General features: G+C 72.5%; 28 protein-coding genes and 2 pseudogenes. 19 read left to right on the forward strand and 11 right to left on the reverse strand.

The features are described 5' to 3' along the window. The 6 genes and pseudogenes from GCU69_RS32760 to GCU69_RS20955 all read left to right on the forward strand — a co-directional run. Positions 1 to 730 (forward strand): annotated as a pseudogene (locus tag GCU69_RS32760) (hypothetical protein); the annotation flags it as partial. Positions 731 to 791: 61 nt separating this feature from the next. After that, positions 792 to 1,499: an LmeA family phospholipid-binding protein gene (locus GCU69_RS20940; RefSeq protein ID WP_098753063.1), complete on the forward strand. Its 708-nt coding sequence runs from the start codon at positions 792 to 794 to the stop codon at positions 1,497 to 1,499. Between the two features lie 583 nt (positions 1,500 to 2,082). After that, complete coding sequence (locus GCU69_RS34790) at positions 2,083 to 2,163, forward strand: putative leader peptide (RefSeq protein WP_363051509.1); 81 nt, start codon at positions 2,083 to 2,085, stop codon at positions 2,161 to 2,163. Between the two features lie 150 nt (positions 2,164 to 2,313). Continuing rightward, the gene (locus tag GCU69_RS20945) at positions 2,314 to 3,153 is read left to right on the forward strand and encodes a sulfurtransferase (protein WP_098753065.1); all 840 of its coding nucleotides are present in this window, start codon (positions 2,314 to 2,316) and stop codon (positions 3,151 to 3,153) included. A 43-nt stretch (positions 3,154 to 3,196) separates the two neighbouring features. Beyond that, positions 3,197 to 3,484, forward strand: coding sequence for a DUF1416 domain-containing protein (locus GCU69_RS20950; RefSeq protein WP_098753066.1), 288 nt, complete (start codon positions 3,197 to 3,199; stop codon positions 3,482 to 3,484). A 321-nt stretch (positions 3,485 to 3,805) separates the two neighbouring features. Then, positions 3,806 to 4,096, forward strand: coding sequence for a DUF3099 domain-containing protein (locus GCU69_RS20955; RefSeq protein WP_328630011.1), 291 nt, complete (start codon positions 3,806 to 3,808; stop codon positions 4,094 to 4,096). A 79-nt stretch (positions 4,097 to 4,175) separates the two neighbouring features. Here the strand turns inward: GCU69_RS20955 and GCU69_RS20960 are convergent, their stop codons facing one another. Further along, positions 4,176 to 4,538 carry a DsrE family protein gene (locus tag GCU69_RS20960; protein ID WP_098753068.1) on the reverse strand — a complete coding sequence of 121 codons (363 nt, stop codon included), beginning with the start codon at positions 4,536 to 4,538 and terminating at the stop codon, positions 4,176 to 4,178. 218 nt (positions 4,539 to 4,756) lie between these two features. Between GCU69_RS20960 and GCU69_RS20965 the strand changes: the two genes are divergently transcribed. From GCU69_RS20965 to GCU69_RS20985, 4 genes are all read left to right on the forward strand, one after another. Further along, positions 4,757 to 5,479 (forward strand): hypothetical protein, encoded by a 723-nt coding sequence (locus tag GCU69_RS20965; RefSeq protein WP_098753069.1) that lies wholly within the window; start codon positions 4,757 to 4,759, stop codon positions 5,477 to 5,479. Continuing rightward, positions 5,476 to 6,261, forward strand: coding sequence for a hypothetical protein (locus GCU69_RS20970; RefSeq protein ID WP_143671177.1), 786 nt, complete (start codon positions 5,476 to 5,478; stop codon positions 6,259 to 6,261). Before GCU69_RS20965 ends, GCU69_RS20970 begins: the two co-directional genes overlap by 4 nt. Positions 6,262 to 6,416: 155 nt before the next feature. Next, positions 6,417 to 7,145, forward strand: coding sequence for a hypothetical protein (locus tag GCU69_RS20975; protein ID WP_098753071.1), 729 nt, complete (start codon positions 6,417 to 6,419; stop codon positions 7,143 to 7,145). 331 nt (positions 7,146 to 7,476) lie between these two features. Next, positions 7,477 to 8,046: an FABP family protein gene (locus tag GCU69_RS20985; RefSeq protein ID WP_156206879.1), complete on the forward strand. Its 570-nt coding sequence runs from the start codon at positions 7,477 to 7,479 to the stop codon at positions 8,044 to 8,046. Position 8,047: 1 nt separating this feature from the next. On the opposite strand, the gene GCU69_RS20990 is transcribed toward GCU69_RS20985, so the two are convergent. Continuing rightward, positions 8,048 to 8,542: an ATP-binding protein gene (locus GCU69_RS20990; protein ID WP_156206880.1), complete on the reverse strand. Its 495-nt coding sequence runs from the start codon at positions 8,540 to 8,542 to the stop codon at positions 8,048 to 8,050. A 112-nt stretch (positions 8,543 to 8,654) separates the two neighbouring features. On the opposite strand from GCU69_RS20990, the gene GCU69_RS20995 reads away from it, so the two are divergent. Further along, positions 8,655 to 9,467, forward strand: coding sequence for a helix-turn-helix domain-containing protein (locus GCU69_RS20995; protein WP_235978604.1), 813 nt, complete (start codon positions 8,655 to 8,657; stop codon positions 9,465 to 9,467). Then, positions 9,464 to 9,715 carry a DUF397 domain-containing protein gene (locus GCU69_RS21000; protein WP_156206881.1) on the forward strand — a complete coding sequence of 84 codons (252 nt, stop codon included), beginning with the start codon at positions 9,464 to 9,466 and terminating at the stop codon, positions 9,713 to 9,715. Before GCU69_RS20995 ends, GCU69_RS21000 begins: the two co-directional genes overlap by 4 nt. A 45-nt stretch (positions 9,716 to 9,760) precedes the next feature. On the opposite strand, the gene GCU69_RS21005 is transcribed toward GCU69_RS21000, so the two are convergent. Then, on the reverse strand, positions 9,761 to 10,591 hold the full coding sequence (locus GCU69_RS21005) for a nucleotidyltransferase domain-containing protein (protein ID WP_156206882.1): 831 nt from the start codon (positions 10,589 to 10,591) through the stop codon (positions 9,761 to 9,763). Between the two features lie 232 nt (positions 10,592 to 10,823). Between GCU69_RS21005 and GCU69_RS21010 the strand changes: the two genes are divergently transcribed. Then, on the forward strand, positions 10,824 to 11,582 hold the full coding sequence (locus GCU69_RS21010; protein WP_156206883.1) for an aminoglycoside adenylyltransferase family protein: 759 nt from the start codon (positions 10,824 to 10,826) through the stop codon (positions 11,580 to 11,582). Positions 11,583 to 11,600: 18 nt separating this feature from the next. On the opposite strand, the gene GCU69_RS21015 is transcribed toward GCU69_RS21010, so the two are convergent. The 3 genes from GCU69_RS21015 to GCU69_RS21025 are packed head-to-tail and all read right to left on the reverse strand — an operon-like array spanning position 11,601 to position 14,921. Further along, positions 11,601 to 13,373: a CotH kinase family protein gene (locus GCU69_RS21015; protein WP_156206884.1), complete on the reverse strand. Its 1,773-nt coding sequence runs from the start codon at positions 13,371 to 13,373 to the stop codon at positions 11,601 to 11,603. Then, a complete protein-coding gene (locus tag GCU69_RS21020; protein WP_156206885.1) occupies positions 13,373 to 14,050 on the reverse strand; it encodes a DUF4956 domain-containing protein in 678 nt (225 codons plus the stop codon). Before GCU69_RS21020 ends, GCU69_RS21015 begins: the two co-directional genes overlap by 1 nt. Before the next feature lie 4 nt (positions 14,051 to 14,054). Next, on the reverse strand, positions 14,055 to 14,921 hold the full coding sequence (locus tag GCU69_RS21025; protein WP_098753079.1) for a polyphosphate polymerase domain-containing protein: 867 nt from the start codon (positions 14,919 to 14,921) through the stop codon (positions 14,055 to 14,057). 192 nt (positions 14,922 to 15,113) lie between these two features. Here GCU69_RS21025 and GCU69_RS21030 point away from each other — a divergent pair, with 192 nt between their 5' ends. Together GCU69_RS21030 and ygfZ are read left to right on the forward strand one after the other, a co-directional pair. Then, positions 15,114 to 15,578, forward strand: coding sequence for a Fur family transcriptional regulator (locus tag GCU69_RS21030; protein WP_098753083.1), 465 nt, complete (start codon positions 15,114 to 15,116; stop codon positions 15,576 to 15,578). A gap of 10 nt (positions 15,579 to 15,588) precedes the next feature. Then, entirely contained in the window at positions 15,589 to 16,569 is a 981-nt protein-coding gene (gene ygfZ / locus GCU69_RS21035; protein WP_156206886.1) for a CAF17-like 4Fe-4S cluster assembly/insertion protein YgfZ, read from the forward strand. A gap of 269 nt (positions 16,570 to 16,838) precedes the next feature. Here ygfZ and dtd read toward each other — a convergent pair whose 3' ends face one another. Beyond that, complete coding sequence (gene dtd, locus GCU69_RS21040; protein WP_098753080.1) at positions 16,839 to 17,282, reverse strand: D-aminoacyl-tRNA deacylase; 444 nt, start codon at positions 17,280 to 17,282, stop codon at positions 16,839 to 16,841. Positions 17,283 to 17,429: 147 nt separating this feature from the next. Here dtd and GCU69_RS21045 point away from each other — a divergent pair, with 147 nt between their 5' ends. Both GCU69_RS21045 and GCU69_RS21050 read left to right on the forward strand, forming a co-directional pair. After that, positions 17,430 to 18,173 carry an RsiG family protein gene (locus GCU69_RS21045; RefSeq protein WP_098753081.1) on the forward strand — a complete coding sequence of 248 codons (744 nt, stop codon included), beginning with the start codon at positions 17,430 to 17,432 and terminating at the stop codon, positions 18,171 to 18,173. A gap of 427 nt (positions 18,174 to 18,600) precedes the next feature. Further along, positions 18,601 to 19,845, forward strand: coding sequence for a GNAT family N-acetyltransferase (locus tag GCU69_RS21050; protein ID WP_156206887.1), 1,245 nt, complete (start codon positions 18,601 to 18,603; stop codon positions 19,843 to 19,845). Positions 19,846 to 19,994: 149 nt separating this feature from the next. Here the strand turns inward: GCU69_RS21050 and GCU69_RS21055 are convergent, their stop codons facing one another. After that, positions 19,995 to 20,174, reverse strand: a complete 180-nt coding sequence (locus tag GCU69_RS21055; RefSeq protein ID WP_098753086.1) for a hypothetical protein — start codon at positions 20,172 to 20,174, stop codon at positions 19,995 to 19,997. A 265-nt stretch (positions 20,175 to 20,439) separates the two neighbouring features. Here GCU69_RS21055 and GCU69_RS21060 point away from each other — a divergent pair, with 265 nt between their 5' ends. Then, positions 20,440 to 21,351: a GntR family transcriptional regulator gene (locus tag GCU69_RS21060; RefSeq protein ID WP_170315896.1), complete on the forward strand. Its 912-nt coding sequence runs from the start codon at positions 20,440 to 20,442 to the stop codon at positions 21,349 to 21,351. A 2-nt stretch (positions 21,352 to 21,353) separates the two neighbouring features. Beyond that, on the forward strand, positions 21,354 to 22,424 hold the full coding sequence (locus GCU69_RS21065; protein ID WP_156206888.1) for an HAD family hydrolase: 1,071 nt from the start codon (positions 21,354 to 21,356) through the stop codon (positions 22,422 to 22,424). A 99-nt stretch (positions 22,425 to 22,523) separates the two neighbouring features. Here GCU69_RS21065 and GCU69_RS21070 read toward each other — a convergent pair whose 3' ends face one another. The 3 genes and pseudogenes from GCU69_RS21070 to GCU69_RS34795 all read right to left on the reverse strand — a co-directional run. Beyond that, positions 22,524 to 24,848 carry an MMPL family transporter gene (locus GCU69_RS21070; protein ID WP_156206889.1) on the reverse strand — a complete coding sequence of 775 codons (2,325 nt, stop codon included), beginning with the start codon at positions 24,846 to 24,848 and terminating at the stop codon, positions 22,524 to 22,526. Between the two features lie 807 nt (positions 24,849 to 25,655). Further along, positions 25,656 to 26,321, reverse strand: coding sequence for a response regulator (locus GCU69_RS21075; protein WP_156206890.1), 666 nt, complete (start codon positions 26,319 to 26,321; stop codon positions 25,656 to 25,658). Continuing rightward, a pseudogene (locus GCU69_RS34795) lies at positions 26,318 to 26,842 on the reverse strand (sensor histidine kinase); the annotation flags it as partial. The pseudogene GCU69_RS34795 and the gene GCU69_RS21075, both read right to left, overlap by 4 nt. Between the last annotated feature and the right edge of the window lie 141 nt (positions 26,843 to 26,983).

Here is a 26,983-nt window from a genome sequence, read left to right on the forward strand (position 1 = left end):
GTCCCCGATCATCGCCCCCGGTCTCCAGCCGGCGCTGCTGACCGCCGCGCTCGCCGCGCTGATCGCGCTGGCCGCACCGCTCCACCAGGCCGTGCTGGCCGTACCGGTGGTGCTGCTCCAGGCGGTGACGGCGGCCGGCTGGTTCCGGCTGAACGGCATGTGGCCGGCCCGGCAGGGCATCGCGCTGGCCTTCGCGGGCGGGCTGACCGCCGACATCGCGCTGCTGGCCACGGGGCCGGGCGACGCCGCGACAGTGGGGATCGGCACCCTCGGCGTCTGGTTCCCGCTGGTGCTCATCCTCCAACTGCGCAACCGGGGTTCGTCCGACGAGCGGCTGTACGCGCTGACGGCGGGCCTGGCGTCCAGCGCGCTGGCGATCGTGGCCGCGGGCCATCTCGCGGCCGCAGCGCACTCGGTGACGGCCGTGGTGGCGGGCGCCGTCGCGGTGGCAGCGGCCACCGTCGTGCGGGCGCTGCCGCTGCCGGCCGCCGTGTCGTACGCCGCCGCGCTGGCGGCCGCCGTGGCCGCGGGCCTCGGGGCCGGGCTGTTCGCGGACGCGGGCGGACCGGGCGCCCTGCTGGGCGCGGTGGCCGGGGTCTGCGCGCTGGTCGGGCTGCGGGTGGCGAGCTACGACTACCCGTCCCGCTTCGTGCACATGACCGCCGGTGTCGCGCTGCCGCTCGCCGTCGCGGCGCCCGCCGTGTACGTCCTCAGCCGCGCCATCGGCTGATCCTTGACGTTAGGCTCGGCCGGAACGGGGTCTTGATCACAGCTGGGGGGATGGAACCAAGATGCGCGCACTGCGAATACTTCTGATCACCGCCGTGGTGCTCGGCGGCCTGTTCGTGGCGGCGGACCGGGTGGCGGTGGGGCTCGCCGAGGACGAGGTCGCCAAGAAGGTCAGGAGCAGCCAGGGGCTGAAGGCGGACCCGAAGGTCTCCATCGAGGGCTTTCCGTTCCTGACCCAGGTGGCGACGAAGGAGCTGGAGGAGGTCAGGGTCGACCTCGGCGGCATGACGGCCAGCGCCGAGGGGCACGCCCTGCGGGTGACCGAGATGACCGCGAACCTCTACGACGTGCGGATCGGCGGCAACTTCTCGACCGCGACCGCGGCCTCCGCGACCGGCGCCGCGTCCATCGGCTACAGCGACCTGTCGAAGGCCGCCGACGAGGGCATCATGATCAGCTACGGCGGCGAGAGCGACTCGGGCAAGCCGCAGGTCAAGGTCACCGCCAACATCAGCCTGCCGGGCCTGCCCGCCTTCAACGGCAGCGTGCTCAGCACCGTCAGCATCGTCGACGGCGACACCCTCCGGCTCCAGGCGGACGACATCCCGGCCGAGGGCATTCCCGGCGTGGAGGAGCGGGTGCGGGAGAAGGTCGACCGGGACTGGAAGATCAGCGGCCTGCCGAAGGGCCTGGAGTTCGACACGGTCACGGTCACCAAGTCCGGCATCGACGTCACCGTCAAGGGCAACCAGGTCGCGCTCGCCGGCTGACGCTCCCGGGGCCCGCGCTCACCGGGCGGCCCGCCGCACCGCGCGGCGGGCACGCCACCCGGCGGCACACCGGATGACCACGGCGGCCGGGCGGGCGCGCGGCCGTGCGGACGCGCACCCGGGCGGTCTCGCGGCCGCCGGGCCCGTGAACGGGCCGGCCCATGAACGGGCCGGCCCATGAACGGGCCCGGTCCATGAACGGGCCCGGTCCATCGCCGACAGCTCCGTGACGGGGGCGGCCCGAGACCGGACGCGCCCGCCGTCCCCCGCGGCCCGGCCTCCGCCACGCGGCAGGGCGCCGCCCCTCTTCGGCCGGGGCGCCCCCTCCCGGCCGGGCGCCGCGGAGCCGGCCCTCTGCGTGGGCGGCGCCGCGGGGCACTCCGGCACTCCGGCCGAACGCACCGCTTGTCCCGCAGGGCGAGACGGTGGCGTCCGCGCCTCAGAAGTCCTCCGGACCCCGACGGCCCGCCGCCGGGCCCGCGGCCCTCGGACCTCTCCCCTGAGTCCCACATCACGGACATTCGCGTCTCACCATATGACCCACCGGTGACACATCCGCTTCCGGATCCTTACGATCGGACGCATGAAGCGACAGGCGGAACTCACGAAGCGGCGGGCAGTGGACCTGTGCCGCGTCGCCGCCATGCTGTGTCGCACCTTCTGAGCAGGGCTCGAACCCCCGCTTTCCCGGCCCCGCCGAGGGCCGCCCCCATGCCGTAAGCGCGTCGCCGCGCACCGACCCTGTCCGCAACGGGAGAAGTGTGCAGGCGGTGCCCGCCCCCTCGCATCCGCAACTGCCCCGGAGGAGTACGAAATGAGCCGCAGCGACGTTCTGGTGGACGCCGACTGGGTCGAGGCCCACCTCGACGACCCGAAGGTCGTCATCGTCGAGGTCGACGAAGACACGTCGGCCTACGACAAGAACCACATCCGGAACGCCATCCGGATCGACTGGAAGAAGGACCTCCAGGACCCGGTGCGCCGCGACTTCATCGACCAGGAGGGCTTCGAGAAGCTGCTCTCCGAGCGGGGCATCGCGAACGACGACACCGTCATCCTCTACGGCGGCAACAACAACTGGTTCGCGTCCTACGCCTACTGGTACTTCAAGCTCTACGGCCACGACAGCGTCAAGCTGCTCGACGGCGGCCGCAAGAAGTGGGAGCTGGACTCCCGCGACCTGGTCGAGGCCGTCCCGAACCGCCCGGCCACCCAGTACAAGGCCAAGCCGCAGAACACCGCGATCCGCGCCTTCCGCGACGACGTCGTGGCCGCGATCGGCGCGAAGAACCTGGTCGACGTGCGCTCCCCCGACGAGTTCTCCGGCAAGCTGCTCGCCCCGGCGCACCTCCCGCAGGAGCAGTCGCAGCGCCCCGGCCACGTGCCGTCCGCCCGCAACATCCCCTGGTCGAAGAACGCCAACGACGACGGCACCTTCAAGAGCGACGACGAACTCAAGGAGCTGTACGAGACCGAGGACGTCGACCTGTCCAAGGACACCATCGCCTACTGCCGCATCGGTGAGCGTTCCGCGCTGACCTGGTTCGTGCTGCACGAGCTGCTGGGCCAGGAGAACGTCAAGAACTACGACGGCTCCTGGACCGAGTACGGCTCCCTGGTCGGCGTGCCGATCGAGGTCGGCCCCGCCAAGTAACCGCCGGATCCGCAAGACCCGACGACACGAAGGACGTAAGAACATGTGTGGAGCGCAGGCCGGGGGCCCGGACGCCTCGACCGTCAAGCCCGGCGAGACCACGATCCAGGGTCACGTGACCCGCGACGGTGAGCCCGTGACCGGATACGTCCGGCTCCTGGACAGCACCGGCGAGTTCACCGCCGAGGTCCCCACCTCGGCCACCGGACAGTTCCGCTTCTACGCGGCCGAGGGCACCTGGACGCTGCGCGCCCTGGTCCCCGGCGGCACCGCCGACCGCACCGTGGTCGCGCAGCAGGGCGGCCTGGCGGAGGTCGCCATCGCCGTCTGACGCGGCAGCCGCCCGCTCGGGCGGAGGCGTCCGCCGGAACCGCAGGCGTTGAAGGGCCGCACCCCTCGGGGCGCGGCCCTTCGCGCTGCGCGCCGCGGGCCTCCGCGCGGCGCGGGCTGTGCGGGCTGTGCGGGCTGTGCGGGCTGTGCGGGCTGTGCGGGCTGTGCGGGCTGTGCGGCGGCCCTACCGTATGGCGTCCCTCGCGTGTGGCGGCCTCGCGTGTGGCCCGGCGGGCGGAGCACCCCCGGGGCCCCCGGAACCACCCCGTGCGCACCCGTCCCGGGCGTGGCACGGCCCATCGTTGCCCGCACCCTCCGCGACCTGCCCGGGAAGCCTCCCCGGTCGTACGCTGAAAGCATGTACGCGCGACGCCGGCGCAACTACTTCGTCCTGATGGGTGTGTGCCTGACGCTCTTCGTCGGGGCGTGGTCCGTGGTGCGGCTGTGGTCCGTTCCGGTCGCCGTCGGCATGTGCCTGGTCGCCATGGTCATCCCGCCGCTCGCCGCGATCGTCGGCAACCGCAGAGGACCCGACGACCACTGGTGGGACGAGTCCGGCGACCCGGAGTCCGACCGCTGGTGGGACGAGCTGGACCGGCACGACCACCGCTGACCGGTACGACCACCGGCGCCCGCCGGAGCACCGCGCGCGACCGGAGCCGCGCCGGCGAAAGCCCGGCCGAGGCCGGGGCTCAGTAGACGAGTGCCTGCGCCCCGTCCGCCGTCGCCTCGCTGACGAACACCTGCGCGCCCGCGATCCGTACGCCCTCCAGGGTGTCCTCCTCGCCGATCTCCCGGCGCGCCGCGCACTGGGTGCAGAGCGTGACCTGCCCGCCCGCGAGGACCGAGTCCAGCAGGTCCGGCAGCGGAGCGGCGTGCGGCAGCTCGAACTCGGCGGCCTTCCCCGGCAGCGCGAACCACGCCGACTCGCCCGTCAGCCAGAGCGAGACCTCGACGCCGCTGGCCACGGCGACAGCCGCCACCGTGAACGCCTGCGAGCACCGCTCGGGCGCGTCCGCCCCCGCCGTCACCTTGATCACGAGCTTCTTCGCCATGCCGCCACTTTATGCCCTGGCCCGTACAACCATTCGGCCCCGTGCCCTGTCAGGTTCACCGCCCAGTCATCACAAGATCACTGGTACATCACAAGCGGAATCGGCACGTCGCCCCACGGTCCACGGCCACCTGCCCGTCCGCGCCGTGTGGGGGGGACCCCGTAACCGTGGCCCAGAGCCGACCCGAACCACCCGAACCACCCGAGCCGTCTCCGCTTGTGCGCCCGCGCGGGCGCACGGGGCCGCTGATCGCGTGCGCCGCCGTTCTCGGCGTCCTCACGGGCGTCGTCATCGGATACACCGTCCAGTACGACCGGCCACCGACTCCGCTACCACCGCTGTCCCAGCGCGAGCTGCCGCAGCCGGAGCCGCTTCCGGAGAGCAAGCAGCCCGAGCCGCTGTCCGCCGCGCAGGACCGCATGGTGAAGACGGACGGCGACCTGCGCCGGCTGCTGCTGAAGAAGCCGGAGGGGGCGCAGGCGGTGCCGGGCGAGGTGGAGGGCGACTGGCTGTCGCTCGCCGAGTACACGCAGGAGTTCACCGAGCCCTCGTCGCTCTTCCTCCAGCTGACGGGACTGCATTTCCGCCGAACCGCGGGCACCTCCTGGGAACGGAGCGACGGATCGCGGGTGAACATCCGTCTGGTCCAGTTCCGTGACGCCGAGCAGTTGTCGTCCAGCTTCTTCCTCCAACACCAGCTGAGCTACATGGCGGACGCGGAGTACGCGGGCAACGAGGGCAAGCCGGTCCCGCAGACCCTCGAAGGCCGCTACTACGTCCACGACGAGCCGTACCGCGAGGCGGGATACGAGCCGGTGTACGCGGCCCGTGCACTCGCCCGCCGCGGCGACATCGTCATGGACATCGCCATCGCGGACTCGAAACCGGTCGACGACCGGACCGTCCTGTCCCTCGCCGAACGTCAACTGGAGCGGCTGTGACCCACGACTCCCCGCCGCCCACTGCCCCGCCGCGCCACGGTCCGGGCCGCCGAGTGCTGGCCATCGGGCTGAGCACCCTGCTCCTCGGAGTCGCCGGTGCCTCCGCGGTGCACCGACTCGGCCAGGCCGACCGCAGCGCCCCGACGACGGTGTGGGCGGAGCCGAAGGCCCAGCAGAAGAAGCAGAAGAAGGCGAAGCCCTCCTCCGGCGGCAGCGATCTCGCCGAACGCCTGCTGCCCATGCCCGACGGTTTCATCCCCGGACCGGACATCGGCGCGTTCGGCCATGACTCGGTCGTCACCGGGGAGGACGCGATCGCCCAGATCAAGGCCGCACGGCACGACCTCTCCGGCGCCCAGCGCCGCGCCTACGGCAAGTCGATCGACAAGCTGCGCGTCAAGGGGCTGGCCCAGCGCTCGTACGCCGGCGGCTGGGAACCCGGCGGCCAGGAGGCCGGCGGTTTCGTGGCCGGGATCCAGCTCGTCCAGATGGAGAACCGGAAGGCGCTGCGCGACCTGAGCCGGGTCCACGCGGAACTCGACGAGCTGCTCGACGGCCACGAGGACGGCCCGAGGATCAAGGGCCACGAGAACGCGGCCTGTTTCCGGCTTCCCGCGCCCGAAGGCGAGCACCGGGTGGGCGGGATGACCTGCACCGCGTACGAGGGCGATCTCCTGGTGACGATGTCCGTCACCGGCCCGGAGCCGCTGGCCGCCGATGCCGCCGCCGCGCTGCTCGAGGAACAGCTGGACCACATCGCGTCCCCCGGGGAGTACGTGTGACCGAGACACCGCCCGTCTCCGCGAAGCCGCCCGTGCCGGTCCGGGCACCACTCCCTCCGGGCCGGCCGGTGGCCGGGCCCGCGCAGCCGCCGGAGCCCGCGTCTTCGCACCCGCCGCGTCACGCCCTGCGAGCCGTCCTGCGCTGGACAGCGGCCGTGTTCGTGTTCGGCGGACTGGCCGCAGGCGTCGGCTACGGCATCTCGGCGGCCGACCGTACCGACGTGCCCGGTCTCGCGACCGAGCACGACGGCCGCTGGGACTACCCGCGGCTGGAGCGCCCGGCGCTGCCCGCCGGCGTGCCCGGCCCCTACGACAAGGGCAACGAGGCCGGAACCCATCACGCCGACCTCCGCGAACTCCTCCTGCCGGTCCCGGAGAGCGGCGAGCCGGACCCTGCCGCGCCCGCCGCCGAGGACGGCTGGCTGGACCCGGAGGATTTCCTGAGGGAGTACGCCGAGGAGGAGGACCGCGTCGAGATCCGGCGGCAGCTCACCGAGAACTCCTGCCGCCACATCGCCACCCGGAGCTGGATCATGCCGGACGGCACCCGGACCCGGATCCATCTGCTCCAGTTCAACACGGCCGCGATGGCCGTCGAGGCGCAGCGGTCCCTCCTCGGTGGTGACGTCGCACCGGAGGTCACCACGCCGGTGACGGGGACGGAGGCGTCGGATTCCGACAGCGGCTGGGCACACCGGGTGAAGGTCGAGGACATCGTGCTGGATGTGTACGACGAGAGGAAACCGCGCGGGGAGCGGCACGTCCGGCACGGATACTTCGTCTCCGGCGACACGATCGCCATGATCGTCCAGTCCCGGGAGGGGTACACGCCCGCAGTGCCCTTCCGGCAGACGGTCGTCCTCCAGACCCAGCTGCTGAGCTGAACCGCACGGACGAACGAGGACGGGGGCCGGCCCCGCTGGGCACGGGCGGGGCTGAGCGGGACTGGGCTGGGTCGCGCTGAGCAGAGCTGGGCTGGGCGGTACAGCTCACAGCACCGGCCCGCGCCGCCCCGCGCGGCGCCGACTAGACTCGGGAGCGGTCCGTACACCCTCCCCTCCCGGAAGAGGCGCGCTCGTGCTTGAGGCATTCTTCACCGCTCTGCTGGTCCTGGTCTGTGTCGGCGTCGTCGGGTTCGCCGCACTGACCGTGAAGAAGCTGTACCAGGGCCAGCGCTGACCTCCTCCTCCCGCTCTCTACAGATCGCCTGAGTTCATGATCGAGATCCCGTCCGACCTGCACCCGGACCTCGTCCCGCTGGCCTTCCTCCTCGGCAACTGGGAGGGCGCGGGCGTCCACGACTTCCCGGGTTCCGAGAAGTGCAACTTCGGCCAGGAGGTGACCTTCAGCCACGACGGCCGGGACTTCCTGGAGTACACCTCGCACACCTGGGAACTCGACGCCGAGGGCAAGAAGGTCCGTCCGCTGGAGTCGGAGAGCGGCTTCTGGCGCGTGGACAAGGACCGCAAGGTCGAGGTCGTCATGGTCCGCCAGGACGGCGTCGTCGAGGTCTGGTACGGCGAGCTGGCCGACCAGAAGCCGCAGATCGACCTGGCCACGGACGCGGTCGCGCGGACGGCGGCCTCCGGCCCGTACAGCGGCGGCAAGCGGCTCTACGGCTACGTGAAGAGCGACCTGATGTGGGTCGGCGAGAAGGCCACCCCGGAGGTCGAGCTGCGTCCGTACATGTCGGCGCACCTGAAGAAGGTCGTCGACATCCGGGACGTGGCCAAGGACCTCGCCGACCGCGACCTCCCGGACGACGGCATCGCCTTCTTCAAGTAACCTACGGCCCCACCCGCTCGGCCACCGGCCCGGCCGTCCCGCGCGGGCGGCGCGCCGCACCGAGGACGGCCCACACGACCTTCCCGCCCGCCGGCCGGAGTGAGGCTCCCCACGCGTCCGCCGTGCGGCTGATCAGGTACATCCCGCGCCCGCGCTCGGCACACCAGTCCGGCTCCGCCTCCGGTCGCGGCATGACCGGCGACCGGTCGGCGACGGCGATCCGCAGCCCGCCCCCGGCGCCGTGGCCGCCGCTGCTGCCGGGCAGCGCCTCCAGCGTCAGCTCGCACTCGTCCGACCCCGCGTGCCGGTGGACGTTGGACAGCAACTCGGTGACGCACAGGGCGGCGTCGGCGACGAGGTCCCCGTAACCCCAGAGTCGCAACTGCGCCCCGACGGCGCGCCGGATCAGCGCGAAGCGCTGCGGTGCCGCGAGCAGCTGGGTGCGGTAGGTCTCGCGGGCCTCGGACGTCACTTCGGGTGACGGAAGGTGCTTCATGACCCCCAGCCTTGTGGCTCGGCACTAGCCTGACCAGGCTTACACGGTGCACACAGCGGGTGTGCGCAGAGTTACGGCCGACGTGTACAGCCGGTGCCGGGGGTGGCGCGCGATGAACCAGACGGACGAGGGCTCCGTGTCGATGCGGATGTTCGGCTCCCTGATCAGATCGCTGAGGCAGGCGCAGGACCTGAGCCGCGACGAACTGGCGGACCGGATCGGCTACTCGAAGTCGCTGGTCGCCATGATCGAACGCGGGGTCCGGATGCCGAGCCAGGCGTTCATCGACAAGGGGGAGGAGGTGTTGGAGGCCCGTGGGGTGTTGCGTGGGGCCGCGCCGTTTCTGTCGCGGGAGCGGTATCCGTGGTGGTTCGGAGAGTACGTGGACCGCGAGGCGGAGGCGGTGAGCGTGTACACGTACAACGTGCACGTACTACACGGCCTGGTGCAGACCGAGCATTACGCCCGTTCGGTGCTCGGCGCCCGCTACCCGATCCTGGACGGCGAGGAGATCGACCGCCGGGTACAGGCCCGGCTCGCCCGGCAGTCCCTGTTGTCCCGGACACCGGCCGTCTCGCTGGCGCTCGTCATCGAGGAATGGGTGCTCCGCAGGCCCATCGGTGGCCATGCCGTCCTGAGAGGGCAGTTGGAGCGGCTGCTGGAGTTGACGGCGATGCGGAACGTCTCCGTGCAGGTCATGCCGATGACGCGGAAGTCGCACGCGGGCTTCAACGGTCCGTGGACTCTGCTGGAGACGCCCGAGCGGGACTGGCTGGCCTACGTCGAGGGTCAGGCCGGTGGTCTGGTGATCGATGACCGGAAGGAGGTCAGCGAACTGCACGGGCGTTATGGGATGATCCGATCGCAGGCCCTCTCCACGGAGGACTCCGCGAAGCTGATCGAGCAGATGGCAGGGGAGCTATGAGCGCCGATCTCGCATGGTTCAAGTCCAGCTACAGCGGCGACGCGGGCGGCGAGTGCCTCGAAGTCGCCGTCGAGTGGCGCAAGTCGAGCTACAGCGGTGACGCGGGCGGCGACTGCGTAGAGGTCGCCGCCTGCCCCGGCACCGTGCACGTCCGGGACTCCAAGGACACCACCGGCCCCACGCTGGCCTTCGCTCCCGCCCAGTGGTCCGCCTTCGTCGGTTACGCCGTGGAGGCAGAGGTCCGGTGAGCGATTCCCGGGGGCACCGGACGACCGGTACCCCCGGGTGAGCGGTCAGTTCCGGCTCTCCAGGAGACCGCCGATGCGGTCGTGCAGCGCGTGCGGAAGCTGAAGCCGCCACCGTTCGGCGGCCTCCGCCATCAGTTCACGGCTCCAGGACCAGCTGTTGCGGGCCGCCGTTCGTACCTCGGACTCCCGGGCCGCCGAGGTCGTGGCCGTGTAGCGCTCGCGGTCGGCCGCGGGCAGGTCGGCCTCCAGGGCGCGGCTCGGGGTGAGCCAGTGGTCGGTGCTGTCCCGCAGCAGTCGGCAGAGCTTGAGCTGCTGCGGCGCGACCATGGTGTTCAGGAAGGCGTGGCCGCGGGCGGTCTCCCCGCGGGCGAGGACGTGGCCGACCATGAGCGTCCAGTTGGCCAGCTCGCCGGCCAGCTGCTGGGCGGTGGCGACCGGGTCGGGCGGGCTGAGGGGGGCCAGCTGCCGGGCCGCGCTCGTCAGCCGGCCGGTGCGGTCCAGCAGGACGGCCTGTTCGGGCTTCGGCAGGTGCACCATGCCCTGCCAGGTGGGGACCTCGTCGATGCCGGGTCCGGCGGCGGTGAGGTGGAACTCGCCGCGCATCAGGTCGTCGAAGACGACGGCGAGGATGCCGTACAGGTTGGTGTAGGCGAGTTCGAGCGGCGCGAGCTGTTCGAGGAACGCGCGGCCGTCGAAGGTGTCCAGCTCCTCGTCGCGGACGTAGAGGTACGCCTCGATGTCGGAGTGGGCGTCGGCCTCGCCCAGGGTCCAGGAGCCGTAGAGCAGGACGCCTTCGAGGCGGGGTTCGGCGTGGGCGAGCTGCCTCAGCCGGTCGATGCGGGCGTCGAGGGCTGGGCTTGCGGAACGAACGGTCATGATGGTGGTGATCTCCTGAGCGGGCGTGCGGGCACGCCGACGGTGCCCGGCTGCTTGCCGGGTGAGGGGTCTGGGGCCGTGCCGGCCGGCTCAGGAGAAGTTGGCCATGGACACGATCGTACCCATGACATCCGGTGAGCGCAGACCGCGGTGACAGCGGCCCGTCGAGCCGCCGGGATGCCGCGGTCCCGGGCGCAGAGGTGCCTGGGTGCCCGGACGGGACACTGGTGTCGTGGATCAGGTTCGAGAGACGGTGCGGCTGGTCGGTGACGTGCTCGGCGCCGAGGTCGTCGGTGTGTATCTGCACGGTTCCGCCGTGCTCGGCGGTCTGCGGCCGGCCAGTGATCTGGATGTACTCGTCGTCTCCCGGCGAAGCATGGACGAACGGGAACGCCGGGTCCTTCTCGACGGGCTGCTCGAACGGTCGGGTTCCGCGAACGGGGTCCGGCCGGTCGAGCTCACCGTCGTCGTCCGTTCCGAGGTCCGCCCGTGGCGGTACCCGCCGACCGGTGACTTCCTGTACGGCGAGTGGCTGCGGGAGGACTACGAGGCGGGTCTGCTTCCGCAGCCGGAGCCCGTGCCGGACCTGGCCCTGCTGATCCCGATGGTGCTGGCAGGCGACCGGCCTCTGGCGGGACCGCCCCCGGCCCGGGTCCTCGACCCCGTGCCGCACGCGGATCTCGTACGGGCGAGTGTGGCCGGCGTCCCCGAACTCCTCGGCGAGCTGGACGGTGACACCCGGAACGTCCTGCTCACCCTCGCCCGCGTCTGGAGCACGCTCGCCACCGGCGAGATCCGGTCCAAGGACGCGGCCGCCGACTGGGCCCTGGACCGGCTCCCGCCGGAGCACCGGCCGGTCCTGGCGCACGCCAGGGAGCTGTACCTCGGCCGCCGGTACGACGAGGAGCACTGGAGCGGCGGGCTCCGGGCCCGGGTGCGCCCGCACGTGGAGGCGGTGCTCGCGGAGATCGAGCGGTTGTCGCCCCGCTGACGCACCCGGGCACGGGGCTCAGCCGGTGATCACCTCGTCGGACGCGAGGCTCTTCGTCCGGGCCGTGATCGTCGAACGGAGTGTTTCCGCCTTCGCGGCGAGGTCGTCCGGGTCCGCGCCCGCCGCCTCGGCGCGGGCGACCGCCGTGTCCAGCGCCTTCCCGGCCCGGCCGGAGGCGTAGTACGTCTCGTACAGCTCGCGGTACGCCTCGTGGCGGACGTCGTCGAAGGCGTCCAGCTCCAGGAAGCGTTCCTTGAGCCGGTGACCGGACATCCCGCCGCGTCGTCGTCCTTCACCCTCGGCCTGGTTCGGACCGGTTCGGTTCGGGTCCGCTTCGTTCTGGTTCCCTTCGTTCGGGGCGGCCCGGTCTGCGGGGTCCTGGTCTGCCGTTCCCTCGTCTCCCTCATCGGCGGTGCCCCGGGTGCGTGCGCCCTCCGGAGCCCGGCCTGCTCCGGCCGGGGGCTCGCCGGCGCCCGCCGGGGCACCGCCTCCGCCACCTCCGCCGAGCATGCCGCCCGCCTCGTCCGGTCCCTGTTCCGCGTCGCCGCTGAGGGTGAGGTTGAAGTCCCAGCCGAGGATGGTGAACTTCTTCGCCGACAGGTCGTACCAGAGGTAGTAGTTCTTGCCCGGACCCGACATGTCGTCGAAGTTCAGCAGGAGGTTCTGCGTCGCGACGTAGCGGGCGAAGGACTCGACGTCGACGTGGTCGGAGAGTTCCTTCTCGAACTCCTCGTCGGAGGCGGTCTCCACCCACTCGATCAGGTCGACCACCGGCTGGACGTCCTGGCTGCCCTCCATCGTGAGCTGCTTGAAGTCCTCCTTGTAGTCGGTCTGGTCGTCTCCCTTGTACGTGAAGGATCCGGTGGACAGGGCCTTGTAGAGGACGCCGTTGTCGCCGACCGTGTTCCGCGCGTAGTCGGCGCCCGGGTTCTCCACCATCAGCCGGGTCGCCGCCGGGCGGTTGTTGACCTTGAGGGAGGAGAAGGCAAAGCGCTCGGCGGGCTGCTCCGACGCGTCCATCAGGGAGAGGGTCACCGCCTCGTTGAGGGGGACCTCGGCGTTGCTGCCCGGACGGAGGGAGATCTCCTGGTGCCCCTGGTAGGCGCGGCCCTCGACGTACTTGTCGACGCTGATCAGCCAGGGCAGTTCCTCGGGCTTGTCGGCGGACAGCGAGACCATGCCGCCGCGACCGTCCGGGCCGACTCGGCGCCGCTGGGCCTGGTCGCCCTCGCCGTCCGCTTCGGCGGCCGGGGCGTCCTGGCCCTGCCGGCTCGCGCCGCCCGGGAGGCCACCGCCGGCACCCCCGGCCCCGCCGGCACTGCCTGCACCCCCGGCACCCCCGGCACCCCTGGCTTCCGCCTCCGCGCCGCCCGGGGCGGCTGCGCCCCGTCCGCCCCCGCCACCGCGCAGCGACCGGAGCGTCGAGTTGCCCTTCAGCCGGATGCCGACGCTGTTGAGGTACGTGCCGTCGACCGTCAGGTCCGCCTCGATCCAGTCCTTCTCGCCGTCCTCCTGGAACTTCTTCATCATCCGGTCGAAGTCGTCCACGTCGTACTCCAGTTGGAGGGTGTGCTCCGCCGAGTCGTCGTAGAGGTCCACGGTGCCCGCGACGTTCTCCGTGATCGCGGTCTCGTCGGACTCGGCCGCCGCGCTCGTGACGTACGGAATGATCCGTACGTCACCGAAGAACGCGAGCAGCACCGTCAGCGATGCCGCCAGCAGGGCCACCGGCCGCCAGTGCTGGCGCAACCGCACCGGGAGCCGGTGCCGGATACTGGTCAGGGCGCTCATCACAGGTCCGTCTGGTCGTATCCGGTGAGGACCGTGACCCGCTGGCCGAAGGTCCGCTCCTGGAGGGCGGTGACGAGCCCGCCCGGTTCGACGCCCTTCTTCATGCGGACCGTGTAGAAGAGTTCGGTGAGGGCGCCGCCGCGGATGGATTCCGTGCTGACCAGCTCGAACTCGGTGGTCTTGGAGATCAGTACGTCCTGGATGGCGGCGGTGTGGTCCTCGCCCGCCGGGACCTGCACCTTGACCACCTGCCGCTGCACGTTCAGCGCGAACCAGTTGAACTTGTGCATCACGACGACGATCAGGCACACCGCGACCGCCGCGATCGCCGCCAGGGTGTAGAAGCGGGCACCGGCCGCCATGCCGACGCCCATCGTCAGGAAGATGAAGCCGACGTCCCGTGTCTCCTTGACCGCGTTCCGGAAGCGGACCACGGAGAGCGCGCCGACCAGGGAGAAGGCACGGGCGAGGTTGGAGCCGACGACCAGCATGATCAGGGCGACGATCATGCCGATGATCACGAGGGTCTGGACGTAGGACTGGCTGTAGGAGATGTTCCGGTGGGTGGCCCGGTACACCCAGCCGATCAACGCGCTCAGCACGAAGGACAGGGACATCGCGATGACGATGTCGGTCACGCTGAACGTACCGCTGAGGTCTTGCACGTCGAAGGGCACGGGCTTACGCCTCCACAGGCTGGTGGGTGGGGGTGGGGGTGGTCTTGGAGCAGGTGGGGACGGTGGGCTGCCGGGCGGCGTCGGGCCGGACGTCCTCGTCGCGGACGTGGAACGCCGAGCGCGGAGCCTTGCCGTACGCCTCGATGCTCTGGCAGTACTTCGAGACGCGGACGACCTGGAGGTTCCGCCGGGCGGTGAGGTCGGTGACCCAGTACGGCACCCGCTCGTTCGCCTTGACCTCCATGACGCACAGGCGCGGCGGAATGGTGAACCGGTTCTCGGCGGCGGCGCCCAGGTGGAAGTCACGGTCCCGGCCCCGGACGCGGCGGTCGAAGGTGACGCGGAGCCCGGTGTCGGCGTCCCGGCCGACGAGCGCTTCGCGCTGGTAGCCGGTGACGGCGGTCGCCCGGAGGTCGAGCCGTACGAGCAGTTCCAGGACCTCGGCGACGAACGGCCGCTCCTCGGGGGCGTGCCCGACCAGCTCGCGCCCGTCACAGAGCCGGCGGGCCGTCCCGTACGGGAGGCGGACCCGGCGTTTCTGGGTGACGCGGTTGACGCGCTGTTTGACCTCGACGAAGACCGGCGAGTCGTCGGTGATCGCCGAGGGGTCGCCGTAGTGCCGGACGCGCAGCTTCCGGCGGAACTTCAGGCCCTCGATCTTCTCCCAGTAGAAACGCAGCTCAGGCGTGTCGTAGTAGAGGCTCCACACGCCGTAGCCGCCGACCGGGCTGTGCAGGTCACGGTCCATCCGCCGGGCGAACTCGTCCCGCAGCCCGACCGACTCCTCGACCGGCACGAGGTACTTGATCTCGTACCGGTTGAAGGCGTGCAGCCGGCTCGCGACCCGCAGGCCGGCGCCCTGCTCTTCCATGAATCCTCCGCCGTTGTCGGACACCTCATCGGTGCTGGCGAGAGGACACGAGACCAGGCGTTTCTGAGAACCGGCTGTGCGTTTCTTCTGAACGGCATGAGTCTTCCGGGCGAACGGCGGGCGGAGCACCCCCACGGCGGCGCCGAGGGCGTGTGGGACCCGGTCGCCCCGGTCTGCTTCTACACTGGCCGTGTGGTGACCACCGACTGGCAGAGCGACCTCCGACGGCGCGGGTACCGGCTGACCCCGCAGCGCCAGCTCGTGCTGGAGGCCGTGGACAAGCTCGAGCACGCGACGCCGGACGCGATCCTCACCGAGGTCCGGCGCACCGCGGGCGGAGTCAACATCTCCACGGTGTACCGGACGCTGGAGCTGCTGGAGGAGCTGGGCCTCGTCAGCCATGCCCACCTCGGGCACGGGGCGCCGACGTACCACCTGGCCGACCGGCACCACCACATGCACCTGGTGTGCCGGGACTGCTCCGACGTCATCGAGGCCGACGTCTCGGAGGCCGCCTCCTTCACCGCGCACCTGCGGGAGAAGTTCGGCTTCGAGACCGACATGAAGCATTTCGCGATCTTCGGGCGGTGCGCGTCCTGCGCGTCCCGGAGGCCCGGGGCGGACGGCTCCGGGGAGCAGCCGGCCGACGAGTCGTAGGCTGGTGGGCATGCAGCCACACCACCGCGCGAGTCCCCTGCTGACGCTGCCCGGCGCCGTAGCCGCCGAGGCGCCCGACGAGGGTGTCGCCGCGCACTACGGAGACCTGTTCCGCGAGCAGCGGGCGCTGGCCGACGGGCAGGGCTTCGTCGACCTCTCGCACCGCGGCGTCGTCACCGTCACCGGCGACGACCGGCTGAGCTGGCTGCATCTGCTGCTCACCCAGCACGTCAGCGAACTGCCGCCCGGGCACGCGACCGAGGCCCTGGTGCTCTCCGCCAACGGGCACATCGAGCACGCGCTCTACCTGGTCGACGACGGCACGACGACCTGGGCGCACGTGGAGCCCGGCACCGAGGGCGCGCTGATCGCCTATCTGGAGAGCATGAAGTTCTTCTACCGGGTCGAGGTGGCCGACGCGACCGACGCCTGCGCGGTCGTGCACCTCCCCGCGGGCTCGATCGCCGGTACGCCGCCCGGCGCGGCCGTCCGGGAGACCCCGCACGGCCGGGACGTGTTCCTGCCGCGCGAGGAGCTGGAGTCCTTCGCCGGGGCGCACGGCCCCGCGGCCGGCGTGCTGGCCCTGGAGGCGCTGCGCGTCGAGGCGCACCGGCCGCGCCTGGGCCGGGAGACCGACCACCGCACCATCCCGCACGAGCTGGGCTGGCTGGACTCGGCCGTCCATCTCCAGAAGGGCTGTTACCGGGGGCAGGAGACGGTCGCCCGGGTCCACAACCTGGGCAAGCCGCCGCGGCGGCTGGTCTTCCTGCACCTGGACGGCAGCGAGGTGAAGCTGCCCGCGCACGGCGCCCCGGTGCGGCTCGCCGCGGACGGCCCGGACGGGCGGCAGATCGGCTTCGTCACCACCTCGGCCCGCCACCACGAGCTGGGGCCGATCGCGCTGGCGCTGGTGAAGCGGAACGTCCCGGTGGACGCGGCGCTGCTGGCCGAGGGGACGGCCGCGGCCCAGGAGGCCGTGGTCCGGCCGTAACACCGCCGCGTCGCGGCACCCGGCCGCGGGGCTCCGGACCCGGGGCGGGCCCGCCGATCCGATCCGGGGCGGGTGCTCCCGATCCGGGGCGGGTGCTCCCGATCCGGGGCGGTCGGGCGGCCGGTCCGGGGCGGCGGCCGGTCAGTTCCGCGGCGGCGGCCGGTCCGCGCCGGGGCCTCGGTGCGGACCTCGACCAGCGTCGCGCACGGGTTCAGGTGCCGACCAGCGTCGCGCACGGGTTCAGACCCCGCCCAGCACCATGAACCGGTTCAGACCTCGACCAGCACCGTGAACGGGCCGTCGTTCGTCAGCGACACCTGCATGTCCGCCCCGAACCGGCCCGTCTCCACCTGCGCGCCGAGCGACCGCAACTGCGCGACGACCTCGTCGACCAGCGGCTCGGCGCGCTCGCCGGGCGCTGCCGCGTTCCACGTGGGACGGCGGCCCTTGCGGGCGTCACCGTAGAGAGTGAACTGCGAGATCACCATCAGTGGCGCGCCGAGGTCCGAGCAGGACTGCTCCGGCCCGTCCTCGCCCTCGCCGTCGAAGAGCCGAACCGTCCAGAGCTTGCGCGCCATGCGGGCGGCCTTCTCCTCGGTGTCGTCGTGCGTGACGCCGACCAGCACGCACAGCCCCCGGCCCTTGATTTCGCCGACCGTCCGGCCGTCCACGACGACGCTCGCACCGTTCACTCTCTGTATCACCGCACGCATGCGTCCATGATGCCCTGCGTCCAACCGGGTCTGATCGGGTGCGGTGGCTGTGCACGCACGGTACGCACGGTGGCACGATGCAGACATACGGTGCGCGTCCTGCCGAACCCGGCGCCGGACCGCGCCGAACGGAGGGGAAACACACGCATGAGCACCACCCGAGCCGGTGAGACGCCCGGCCCCGTACCGACCACCCGTGCGAGCAGTCGCACAGACGCTCGCGCGACTACCGCCGCGGCGTCCGCATGTGCCACCGTCAGAGTCACCGCCGCTCGATCCGTTCCGTCACGCACCGAGGATGGGCCCATGCTCCACCAGGCCGCCGATGCCATTCAGCCGCGCCCGCCGCTCCAGCGCACGGCTTCGCTGCCCGACGCGCCCCGGCGCGACCTGGGGGGACTGAGCCTCCCGGAGCTGCGCCTGCTCCGGCGGGACGCCCAGCGGGAGGAGGCCGACCTCAGCTATGTGCGGCGGCTGCTCCAGGGCCGGATCGACATCCTGCGGGACGAGCTGAACCGCCGGGCAGCGGCACCCGGGCGCCCGGTTCCCGAGCGGCTGGAGCTGCGCCGTCTGGACGTCGGACGGCTGTCGGCGATCCTGGCCGACGCGCCCTCCCGGGTCCGCTCCTCGGCGCGGCACGTGACGCTGGGGACTCCGTACGGCGAGGAGTACCGGCAGCTTGCCGAGGAGATGCTGTCCGAGGTCGGGCTCTCCGACCTGGAGGCCCGCACGGACACGGAGCTGCACACCGGCCTCGGCCGGCTGATCCGGTACGAGCAGCAGGTTTCCGTACGGCGTCAGGCGACGCAGCGCACGGCCGACGACTGCAGCGCCGAGATCGCCCGCCGTTACCGGGAGGGCGAGGCGCAGGTGGACGATCTGCTCGTCTGACGGACGGGAACGACGGGGGCCCGCCGGACCGCGGAGAGGCGGTGGACCGACGGAGGGGCGACGGACCACGGCGGGGCGGTGGACCACGGCGGGGGCGGCGGACCGGGGCGGGGGCGGCCGCCCCGGCAGGACCGCCTCAGGACTCGCGGGACCGGCCGCCCCGCCACCCGGCTCGCGGAACCGGCCGCCCCGCCACCGGACTTCGCGGGCCGGGACACGGGGTACGGGGAGACGGGGACTCGCGGACTCGCGGACACGCGGACTCGCGGATACGGGGACACGGAGCCTCGCGGACACGGGAGCACCGGGGCACCGGCCACCCGGCCGACCGCACCGGCCGACCGCATCCCCCGGCGGACGCCCCGCGCCCCGGCCGCCCCCGGAAAATGGCGCGCCCCGCTGCGAGGGCGGCGTCTAGCGTGGCGGCATGAGTTCCGAGGTCCGCACCATCACCGACGCCGAGTTCCACGATTGGGTCCGCGCCGTGGCCACCGGTTTCCTCCGCCCGCCGGACATCTCCCGGGAAGAGGTCGACGTCCGTCGGACGACCACGGACCTGGCGCGCACGCTCGGCGCGTTCGACGGCGGCCGCTGCGTGGCGACCCTCCGCAGCTTCACCCAGGAGTTGACGGTGCCCGGCGGCACGGCGGTGACGGCCGACGCGGTCAGCAATGTGACGGTGGCTCCCACGCACCGCCGCCGCGGGCTGCTCAGCCGGATGATGGCGGCGGACCTGGCGGCTGCCGAGGAGCGCGGGGACGCCCTCGCCACGCTCACCGCCGCCGAGTACCCGATCTACGGCCGTTTCGGATTCGGGCCCGCGACCTGGACCACCGAGTGGCGGGTCGACGTGCCGCGTGCCGGGCTCGACCCGCGCTGGTCGGGGCCGGGCGACGGCGGCCGGATCGACCTGGTCGACGGCGCCGAGGTGCGGAAGCTCGGGCCGGAGCTGCACGACCGGATGCGCGCCGCCCGGCACGGCGTCGTCAGCCGTGACGACCACTGGTGGCGTGTCTTCACCGGAGACGTCCGGCACCCCGGCGGCGGCACCTGGATCGAGCCGTTCTACGCGGTGTACCGCTCGCCGGAGGGCCGCGTCGACGGCCTGCTGGTCTACCGGGCGGACGACAAGTGGGAGGCGAAGGTCCCGCACAACACGGCGACCGTCAGCGATCTGCTGGCGGACGGCCCGGCGGCCGAACGCGCCCTGTGGCACTTCCTGCTCTCCGTCGACTGGGTCACGACCGTCGACTCCGGGCCGCGGGCTCCGGACGATCTGCTGCCGCTGCTGCTCCCCGATCCGCGCGCGGCCCGGATCACGACCCATGCGGACTTCCTCTGGGTGCGGCTGATGGACGTACCGCGCGCCCTCGAGGCCCGCGGCTACCAGGGCTCCGGCAGCCTGGTGCTGGAGGTGCACGACGCCACGGGGCTGTCCGGCGGCCGGTTCCGGCTGGACGCCGACCCCACCGGCTCGGCCTGCGCGCCGACGACGGAGTCCCCGGATCTGGCACTGCCCCTGGGCGCGCTGGGATCGCTCTACCTGGGTGACGAGTCGGCCGTACGGCTGACCGCGCTGGGCCGGGCCGAGGAGCTGCGGACGGGCGCGGCGGTGCGGGCGGACCAGCTGCTGCGCACGTCCCGGCGGCCGTGGTGCCCGGACGTCTTCTGACCCGGCCGGCGGACCGGCACGAAGCGAAATGAAACGAAACGGCACGGGCGGGACCGGAAGGGCGGCCGGGACCTGCGCGTGAGCCGGCCCAGGCGTCCATGACGGAGGGAGCCCGCCGACGGGCCCGGGGAGAGGGGCCCGCCGGCGGGCTACTGTGCGAGGAGCATCGCGAGCACGACGGCCCCGATGCAGCCGCACGTCAGGTTCTTGGCCTTGACCCCGATGGTGACCAGCAGGAGGCCGACCACGCCGACGACTCCGAAGTGGAACTCGATCAGCTCCTCGAAGCTGATGGCGGCCACAGCGGCGAGCAGGGCGAGGAGAGGCATGGGGATCACTCCCTTCCGAACAACCAACCAGACAACTACCAAACAGATCGGTGAAGTTGTCTTTCGTAGTTGATACATCCCCCACTTGCGCTGCATATAATCTGCTTACAGAGCAGACAAGTTGACCGGACATCATCCAGACACCCTCCAGGACGCCTGGAAGATGACTGGAGTTGGCGATGAGTCACCCTGTCGAGCGCGTGGAATCAAACTCGACACGGCACATCAATTTCGCGAATGTGGCTGCAAGTTGTACGGTGACCCGGTGAGCACCGATGCGCGGGACGACCGCTCCGGGCGGGACGATCGCGATGCGCTGAAGTACCAGCGCATCGCCAATCAGCTCCGCATGGAGATCAGCGACGGCGTCTACGCCGTGGGCGACCGCATGCCCACCCAGGAAGAGCTGGTCGCCCGTTTCGACGTCTCCCGCGCCACGGTGGTGCACGCGCTGGACGATCTCCGCAAACAAGGCTGGATCAAGACCCGCAAGGGCAGCGGCTCCACCGCCGCCCGGCCCGACACGGGCGACCGGCCGTTCGACGTGGCGGACACCTCGTCACCGATGGCCGCGCTGCGGCCCCATCTGACCGCCGCGTTCCGGGAGGAGCACGTCACGATCGACGTGTTCTCACTGACCGCCGAGACCATGAGCCGCCACATCAGCGCGCAGGTCCTCGACGTCGAGGCAGGAGTCAGCCGGCCGCGATCCATCCGGCTCCGGCTGATGCTGCCCGCACCCGACATCCAGCTCGCACTGCCCCGGGCCAAGGACGATCCCTCGGACGAACGCCCGCTCCAGCGTCACCGGGCCCTCACCGTGCGGCATGTCGGAACCCTGCGGGACGACCTCTACCGGCTGCGTACCGTCGGTCTGGTCCCCGAGGTGTCGGTCGAGATCCGGTCCGTACCCCTCACCCCGAGTTCGAAGCTCTACCTGCTCAACGGCCGCGAGGCGCTGTACGGGATGTACCAGCCCGTGGAGCGGTCGGTGACCATGCCCGACGGTGAGACCGTCACGATCCTGGACGCGCTGGGCGTGGGGGCGCGCCTGTTCCGGGACGTGAAGGACGACCGCCGGCCCAACTCCCGGGCCTCCCTCCACGTCGCCGAACTCCAGCAGTGGTTCGACAACTGGTGGCAGGAGCTCGCACGAGAAGAGAGCTACGGCAACTGACGGTGAACGCCCCCCTCACGGCGGACGGGCCGGTGGCCCCCCGGGGCTCCGCCCCCGCCGATTCGCTCGTCGCGCTGTGCAGCGACGTCCTGCTGCGCGACTGGTGTGTCCTGTTCGACTTCGACGGCCCGCTGGCCGACCTGTTCGCCGCGCCCCGCTGGTCGGTCTCGGGGCGGCGGCGGACCGTGCGCGCCACCCGTGACCTGCGGCGGGTGCTGCGCCGGCACGGGGTTTCGGCACCGCCGCTGGACGACCCGCACGATCCGCACGAACTGTTCCGGCGGACCCTGGACGGGCTCGCCCCGGCCGCCACGCGCACCTTCCCGGCCGGCTCGGGCACCTTCCCGGCCGCCACGGACACCTTCCCGGCCGGCTCGCGGTCCGGGGAACGACCGGCAGAGGTACGGGAGGCCGGGGCACGGGAGCACCGGGTCCGGGAGGCCGCGGCGGGACGTACGGACGGCGCGCGTCCGGGCGCCCGGCCGGACGGGGTACGCCTCGGGGAACGGCCGGCCGGGCCGCTGCGGGACGCGCTGCACGCCCGGCTGGACACCCAGGAGCGCCGGGCGGCGCGGACCGCGCGCCCCACTCCGGGCGCGGCGGAGACCGTACGGCTGCTGCACGGGCTCGGTCTGCGGCTGGCGGTCACCTCCAACAACGCCGAGGCCGCCGTTCGCGCGTATCTCCGCCGCGCCCGACTGCTCGGCTGCTTCCTCGAACGCGGTTCGCCCGGAGCGGGCGCCACGTCCGCGGCGGGCGGTCCCGCGGCCGTGATCGTCGGCCGCGACGGCGACCACCGGCGGATGAAGCCCGAACCGTACTGCCTGGAGCGTGCCATGGAGCGGCACGGGGCCGTTCCCGCGGCCAGCCTGCTCATCGGCGACGCGACCACGGACGTGAAGGCGGCGCGGGCCGCGGGCGTCGCCGTCTGCGGCTACGGCCCGACCGAGGACAAGGCCCGCGCCCTGCGCGACGCCGGGGCCGATGTCGTCGTGACCCACATGTCGCAGCTCACCGCCGCGCTGGCCGAGGCGCGGGCCCGGGTCACCCGCCCGGTGTCCGCGGGAGGGTGACCCGGGCCGCTGAGCTACGCGGCACCTGGTCACCGGATCCGGGCCCGGGCCCGTCGCTGTGCCGCGGCGGGCCTCCCGCCGGGGCGCGGCCGTGCCGTGTCAGTGGTGCTCCAGCTCCACCTTGGGCAGCAGTCGGCGCAGCGCGGACGGCAGCCACCAGGCCCGGCGGCCCAGCAGTTGCATGACCGCGGGAACGATCAGGCAGCGGATCACCACCGCGTCGAGCAGGATCGCCACCGCCAGGCCCAGCCCGAACTGCTGGAGCATCCGGTCCGGGCTCAGCACGAAGGCCGCGAACACCACGATCATGATGGCCGCCGCCGCGGTGATGACCTTGCCGGTGGCGGCGAGGCCCTCCCGGACCGCGCCCTGCGCGTCCTTCGTGCGCTCCCACTCCTCGTGGATCCGGGACAGCAGGAACACCTCGTAGTCCATCGACAGCCCGAACACGATCGCGAAGATCATGACGGGGATGAACGACTCGATCGGCCCCGGCTCGACCCCGAACCAGCCGTGCTGGAAGACCAGCGTGATCGCGCCGAGCGCCGCGCCGATGCTCACCAGGTTGAGCAGAGCCGCCTTCACCGGGATCAGCACCGAGCGGAACACGACGAGCAGCAGGAGCGCCGACAGACCGACGACGACGGAGACGAACAGCGGCAGCCGGTCGGCGACGGTGGCCGCGAAGTCCTCGGAGGCGGCGGTCGGGCCGCCCACCAGATACTCCGCACCGGTCTCCCGTTCGAGCGCCGGGAGTACGTCGTCCCGGAGGCTGCCGACCAGTTCGGAGGTCTCCGCGGACTGCGGTGAGGTCTCCGGGAACGCGATGACCGTCGACACACCGGAGTCGTCCCCGGCCGGGACCGGCGGCGTCGCGGCGGCGATGCCGGGGGTGCCGGCCAGCGTCCGCCGCAGCTCCGCCCCCGCCGCGCCGGGATCTGAAGCGTTTGCTCCGGCCGGGTTGGAGACGATCACGAGCGGGCCGTTGAAGCCGGCGCCGAAGCCCTCCGCCAGCAGGTCGTACGCCTGGCGGCTGGTCTTCGTCTCCGGGTCGTTGCCCGCGTCCGCGAAGCCGAGCCGCATGTCGGCGGCGGGCGCGGCCAGGGCGCCGAGCGCCAGCAGCGACACCACGAGCGCGGCCCACGGCCTGCGCTGCACCCCGGTCGCCCAGCGCCGCCAGCGCGCGCCCTCCTCGCCGGCGGCCTTCGCGGCGCGCTTCTCGACGTTGCGGCGGATGCGCGCCCCGGTGATGCCGAGCAGTGCGGGCAGCAGGGTCAGCGAGGCCAGCATGGTGACCAGTACGGTCAGCACGACGGCGAGGGCGACGCCCTGGAGCGAGCCCAGGCCGAGCACCACGAGGCCGAGCAGCGCGATGATGACCGTGCAGCCGGCGAAGAAGACCGTACGGCCGGCGGCGTCCAGGGCGGTGCGGGTCGCCTGCTCGGGTTCGGCGCCGCGCAGCAGTTCGCTGCGGTAGCGGGAGAAGATCAGCAGGGCGTAGTCGATGCCGACACCGAGCCCCACCAGCATCATGATCGGCGGGGTGAAGTCGGCGACGGTCGCCAGATGCGAGGCGAGCCCGATCAGGCCGACCGACACGCCCACCGCGAAGACGGCCGTGACGACCGGCAGGCTCGCCGCGACCAGCGAACCGAAGAGGAGGACGAGGACGACCAGGGCGCCCAGCATTCCCGCGCCCTCGGCGGCACCGCCGCCGCCCTCCTCCGCGGCCCGGGCCGCGTCACCGCCCACCTCGGCGCGCAGCCCGTCGCCCCCGGCCTCCTGCGCGGTGTCGATGATCCGCCGCACGTCCTCGACGGGGACGGACTCGGCCGGGCCGTCCAGGGTGACGGTCGCGTACGCGATCCTGCCGTTCCCGGCGACGGCGGCGGCGTTGCCCTCGGCGTACGGGCTGCGGACGTCGAGGACCCGCGGCAGCTTCGCGACCTCCGCGAGCATCGGCTCCACCCGGTCCCGCACCGCCGCGTCGCGCACCCCGCCCCCGGCCTCGAGAACGATGTCCAGCGTGCCGCCCGCCTGGGCGGAACCGTGCTCCTCCAGCAGTTGCCGGGCGGCCTGCGAGTCGGTGCCCGGGAGGGAGAAGTCGTTGCGGTAGTCGCTGCCGGCCAGGCCGGCCAGCGCCGTGACGGCGGCCAGGGTGAGGACCCAGAGGAGGAGGGCACGCCGGCGGTGGCGGTGGGAGAAGACGGCCAGCCGTTCGAAGACGGACGGCCGGCGAACGGGTGGACCGACGGCACCGGGCCCGGCCGGGTCGCCGCCGGCCGGGTCTCCGCCGTTGCGGCTGCCGCCGGTCGGGTCTCCGCCGTTCCGGCTGCCGCCGGACGAGCTGCCGGTGCTGCCGGTGCTGCCGCCGGAAGATCCGCCGTCGGCCGGACCCGGTGAAGGCGTTGATGTCGTACTCATCGGTCACTCACTTCCTGAACACTCTCCTGGCACCCCTGTGCCCGCGCTTGTGCACGCCGTGCGCGCCGGTACGACACCCGGTACGACGCCCGATGGGGCCTCGTGTTCTCCCGGGGCTTCCCCGGCCCTCCACGGCCCGGCCGACCCGCCCGGACAGTCGGATCCGGCGCGGATCCCACGCGGCACGCGGACGGGTGGGCGGACCTCGGACGAACCTCACGCGGACCTCGGACGGACCTCGGGCAGAACTCGGACGGACCTCACAGGGCGGAGCCCACGCGGCACGCGGATCTCATGTCCGACCAGGATCGTCCGCCGGGGTGCCCCGGGGCGTCGGCCGTGGGCTGACACCTGCGGTACGGCCGGGGTTGCGAGGCGGGGGCGGCGGCTACCCCGTGGGTTGCGCCGGGCCCCGACACGGCCCCGAGGCGGTCCGGGCGTCGGGTCGGGGTCGGGTGCGGCCGTGGCGGGGGCGCGGTGCGGGTGAGCGGGAGGCGCCGGGGCACGGGCTCGGGGTGTTCGGGCCTTCGGAGCGGCGCGCGGTGACCGTTTTACGGACGTTTGCGGGCGAATTGTCCCGCCGTACGGGCGCCACGGGACGGCGGGCACGGCTCCGGGCTGCCCGGAGGGGTCGCCCCTGAGCGCGTCAGCACAGGGCACGGGGGTGCGCCGGAGCGGGTCGGCTGAAGGTCGTCCCGGAGCGGTTCGGTGCAATGCCCGGAGCGCGTCGGTTCGGAGTTCGTTCCGGAGCGCGTCGGTTCGGAGTTCGTTCCGGAGCGAGACCGCTCAGGGGTGCGCCGGAGCGCCTCAGCTCAGCCAGCCCGGGGTGACCAGGCCCGACTCGTACGCCAGGATCACCAGTTGGGCCCGGTCCCGGACGTCCAGTTTCGTCATGATGCGGCTGACGTGTGTCTTCGCCGTCGCGGGGCTGAGGACCAGCCGTGCCGCGATCTCGTCGTTCGACAGGCCCTCTCCGACCAGGCGCATCACCTCCCGCTCGCGCTCCGTGAGCACACCCAGCCGCGGCCCGGGGTCGGGCTGTTTGGCGCGGCTCGCGAACTCCGCGATCAGACGCCTGGTGATCGCGGGCGCGATGAGCGCGTCGCCGCGCGCCACGACCCGTACGCCGTGCAGGAGTTCGTCCGGCTCGGTGTCCTTCACCAGAAAGCCGGAGGCGCCCGCGCGGAGGGCCCCGTAGACGTAGTCGTCGACGTCGAAGGTGGTGAGGATGACGACCCGTACGCCCGACATCCGCTCGTCGCCGACGATCCGGCCGGTCGCCTCCAGTCCGTCGGTACCCGGCATCCGGATGTCCATCAGGACGACGTCGGGACGCAGTTCGCGGGCGAGGCGCACCGCCTCGTCTCCGTCGCCCGCCTCGCCCACGACCTCCATGTCGTCCTCGTCGCCGAGGATGGAGCGGAACCCGGCACGGACCAGGGTCTGGTCGTCGGCGAGCAGGATGCGGATCATCGGTTCGGGTCGCTTTCTGCGGGACTGTCGGTGCCGGAGGCCGGGGGCGGCGGGGGTGACGTGGGGGGCGTGGGCGGCGGGGTCTGTTTGTCCTGTGGGACCCGTGGGGTCTGCTCGGACTGTGAGGTTTGCGGGGGCTGCTTGGACTGTGCGGCCTGCGGGGTCTGCTTGGACTGCGGCGGGGGCCGCCGGTCGGTGGCGGGGGTGCGGGAATCGGGGCCGCTGTCGCCGGGCGGCAGCGGAATTCGGGCCTCCACCCGGAAGCCCGTGTCCGTGTTGCGGGCACTGAACGTGCCGCCGAGCGACTCCGCCCGTTCGGCCATGCCCCGGACTCCGCTGCCGGTCGCGGTGGCGTCCGGTCCCGCTGCGCCCCGGCCGTCGTCCTCGACCCGCAGCAGCAGTTCGTCCGCCGAACGCCGGACGGTCACGGTCGCGCGCCGGGCGGCGGCGTGCCGGGCGACGTTCGTCAGGGACTCCTGCACGATGCGGTACGCGGCCAGGTCCACGGCGGGCGGCAACGGGCGGGGACCGGCCCGGTCGCCACGGCCCTCCGGGCCCCGGTCACGGTCCCGGTCACGGCCCCGGTCCCGCTCCTGGCCGGGCGCGGGGTCGGGGACTGAGTCGGATCCGGAGTCGGGGTCGGGGTCGGGGTCGGGGTCGGA

The sequence above is a fragment of the Streptomyces lycii genome, assembly GCF_009735685.1.
Taxonomy (GTDB): domain Bacteria; phylum Actinomycetota; class Actinomycetes; order Streptomycetales; family Streptomycetaceae; genus Streptomyces; species Streptomyces lycii.

Coding starts and splice junctions, on each gene's coding strand:
- GCU69_RS20940 (WP_098753063.1), top strand. CDS start 792: ATGCGCGCACTGCGAATACTTCTGATCACCGCCGTGGTGCTCGGCGGC.
- GCU69_RS34790 (WP_363051509.1), top strand. CDS start 2,083: ATGAAGCGACAGGCGGAACTCACGAAGCGGCGGGCAGTGGACCTGTGC.
- GCU69_RS20945 (WP_098753065.1), top strand. CDS start 2,314: ATGAGCCGCAGCGACGTTCTGGTGGACGCCGACTGGGTCGAGGCCCAC.
- GCU69_RS20950 (WP_098753066.1), top strand. CDS start 3,197: ATGTGTGGAGCGCAGGCCGGGGGCCCGGACGCCTCGACCGTCAAGCCC.
- GCU69_RS20960 (WP_098753068.1), bottom strand. CDS start 4,538: ATGGCGAAGAAGCTCGTGATCAAGGTGACGGCGGGGGCGGACGCGCCC.
- GCU69_RS20985 (WP_156206879.1), top strand. CDS start 7,477: ATGATCGAGATCCCGTCCGACCTGCACCCGGACCTCGTCCCGCTGGCC.
- GCU69_RS20990 (WP_156206880.1), bottom strand. CDS start 8,542: ATGAAGCACCTTCCGTCACCCGAAGTGACGTCCGAGGCCCGCGAGACC.
- GCU69_RS20995 (WP_235978604.1), top strand. CDS start 8,655: ATGAACCAGACGGACGAGGGCTCCGTGTCGATGCGGATGTTCGGCTCC.
- GCU69_RS21000 (WP_156206881.1), top strand. CDS start 9,464: ATGAGCGCCGATCTCGCATGGTTCAAGTCCAGCTACAGCGGCGACGCG.
- GCU69_RS21005 (WP_156206882.1), bottom strand. CDS start 10,591: ATGACCGTTCGTTCCGCAAGCCCAGCCCTCGACGCCCGCATCGACCGG.
- GCU69_RS21015 (WP_156206884.1), bottom strand. CDS start 13,373: ATGAGCGCCCTGACCAGTATCCGGCACCGGCTCCCGGTGCGGTTGCGC.
- GCU69_RS21025 (WP_098753079.1), bottom strand. CDS start 14,921: ATGGAAGAGCAGGGCGCCGGCCTGCGGGTCGCGAGCCGGCTGCACGCC.
- ygfZ (WP_156206886.1), top strand. CDS start 15,589: ATGCAGCCACACCACCGCGCGAGTCCCCTGCTGACGCTGCCCGGCGCC.
- dtd (WP_098753080.1), bottom strand. CDS start 17,282: ATGCGTGCGGTGATACAGAGAGTGAACGGTGCGAGCGTCGTCGTGGAC.
- GCU69_RS21045 (WP_098753081.1), top strand. CDS start 17,430: ATGAGCACCACCCGAGCCGGTGAGACGCCCGGCCCCGTACCGACCACC.
- GCU69_RS21050 (WP_156206887.1), top strand. CDS start 18,601: ATGAGTTCCGAGGTCCGCACCATCACCGACGCCGAGTTCCACGATTGG.
- GCU69_RS21055 (WP_098753086.1), bottom strand. CDS start 20,174: ATGCCTCTCCTCGCCCTGCTCGCCGCTGTGGCCGCCATCAGCTTCGAG.
- GCU69_RS21070 (WP_156206889.1), bottom strand. CDS start 24,848: ATGAGTACGACATCAACGCCTTCACCGGGTCCGGCCGACGGCGGATCT.
- GCU69_RS21075 (WP_156206890.1), bottom strand. CDS start 26,321: ATGATCCGCATCCTGCTCGCCGACGACCAGACCCTGGTCCGTGCCGGG.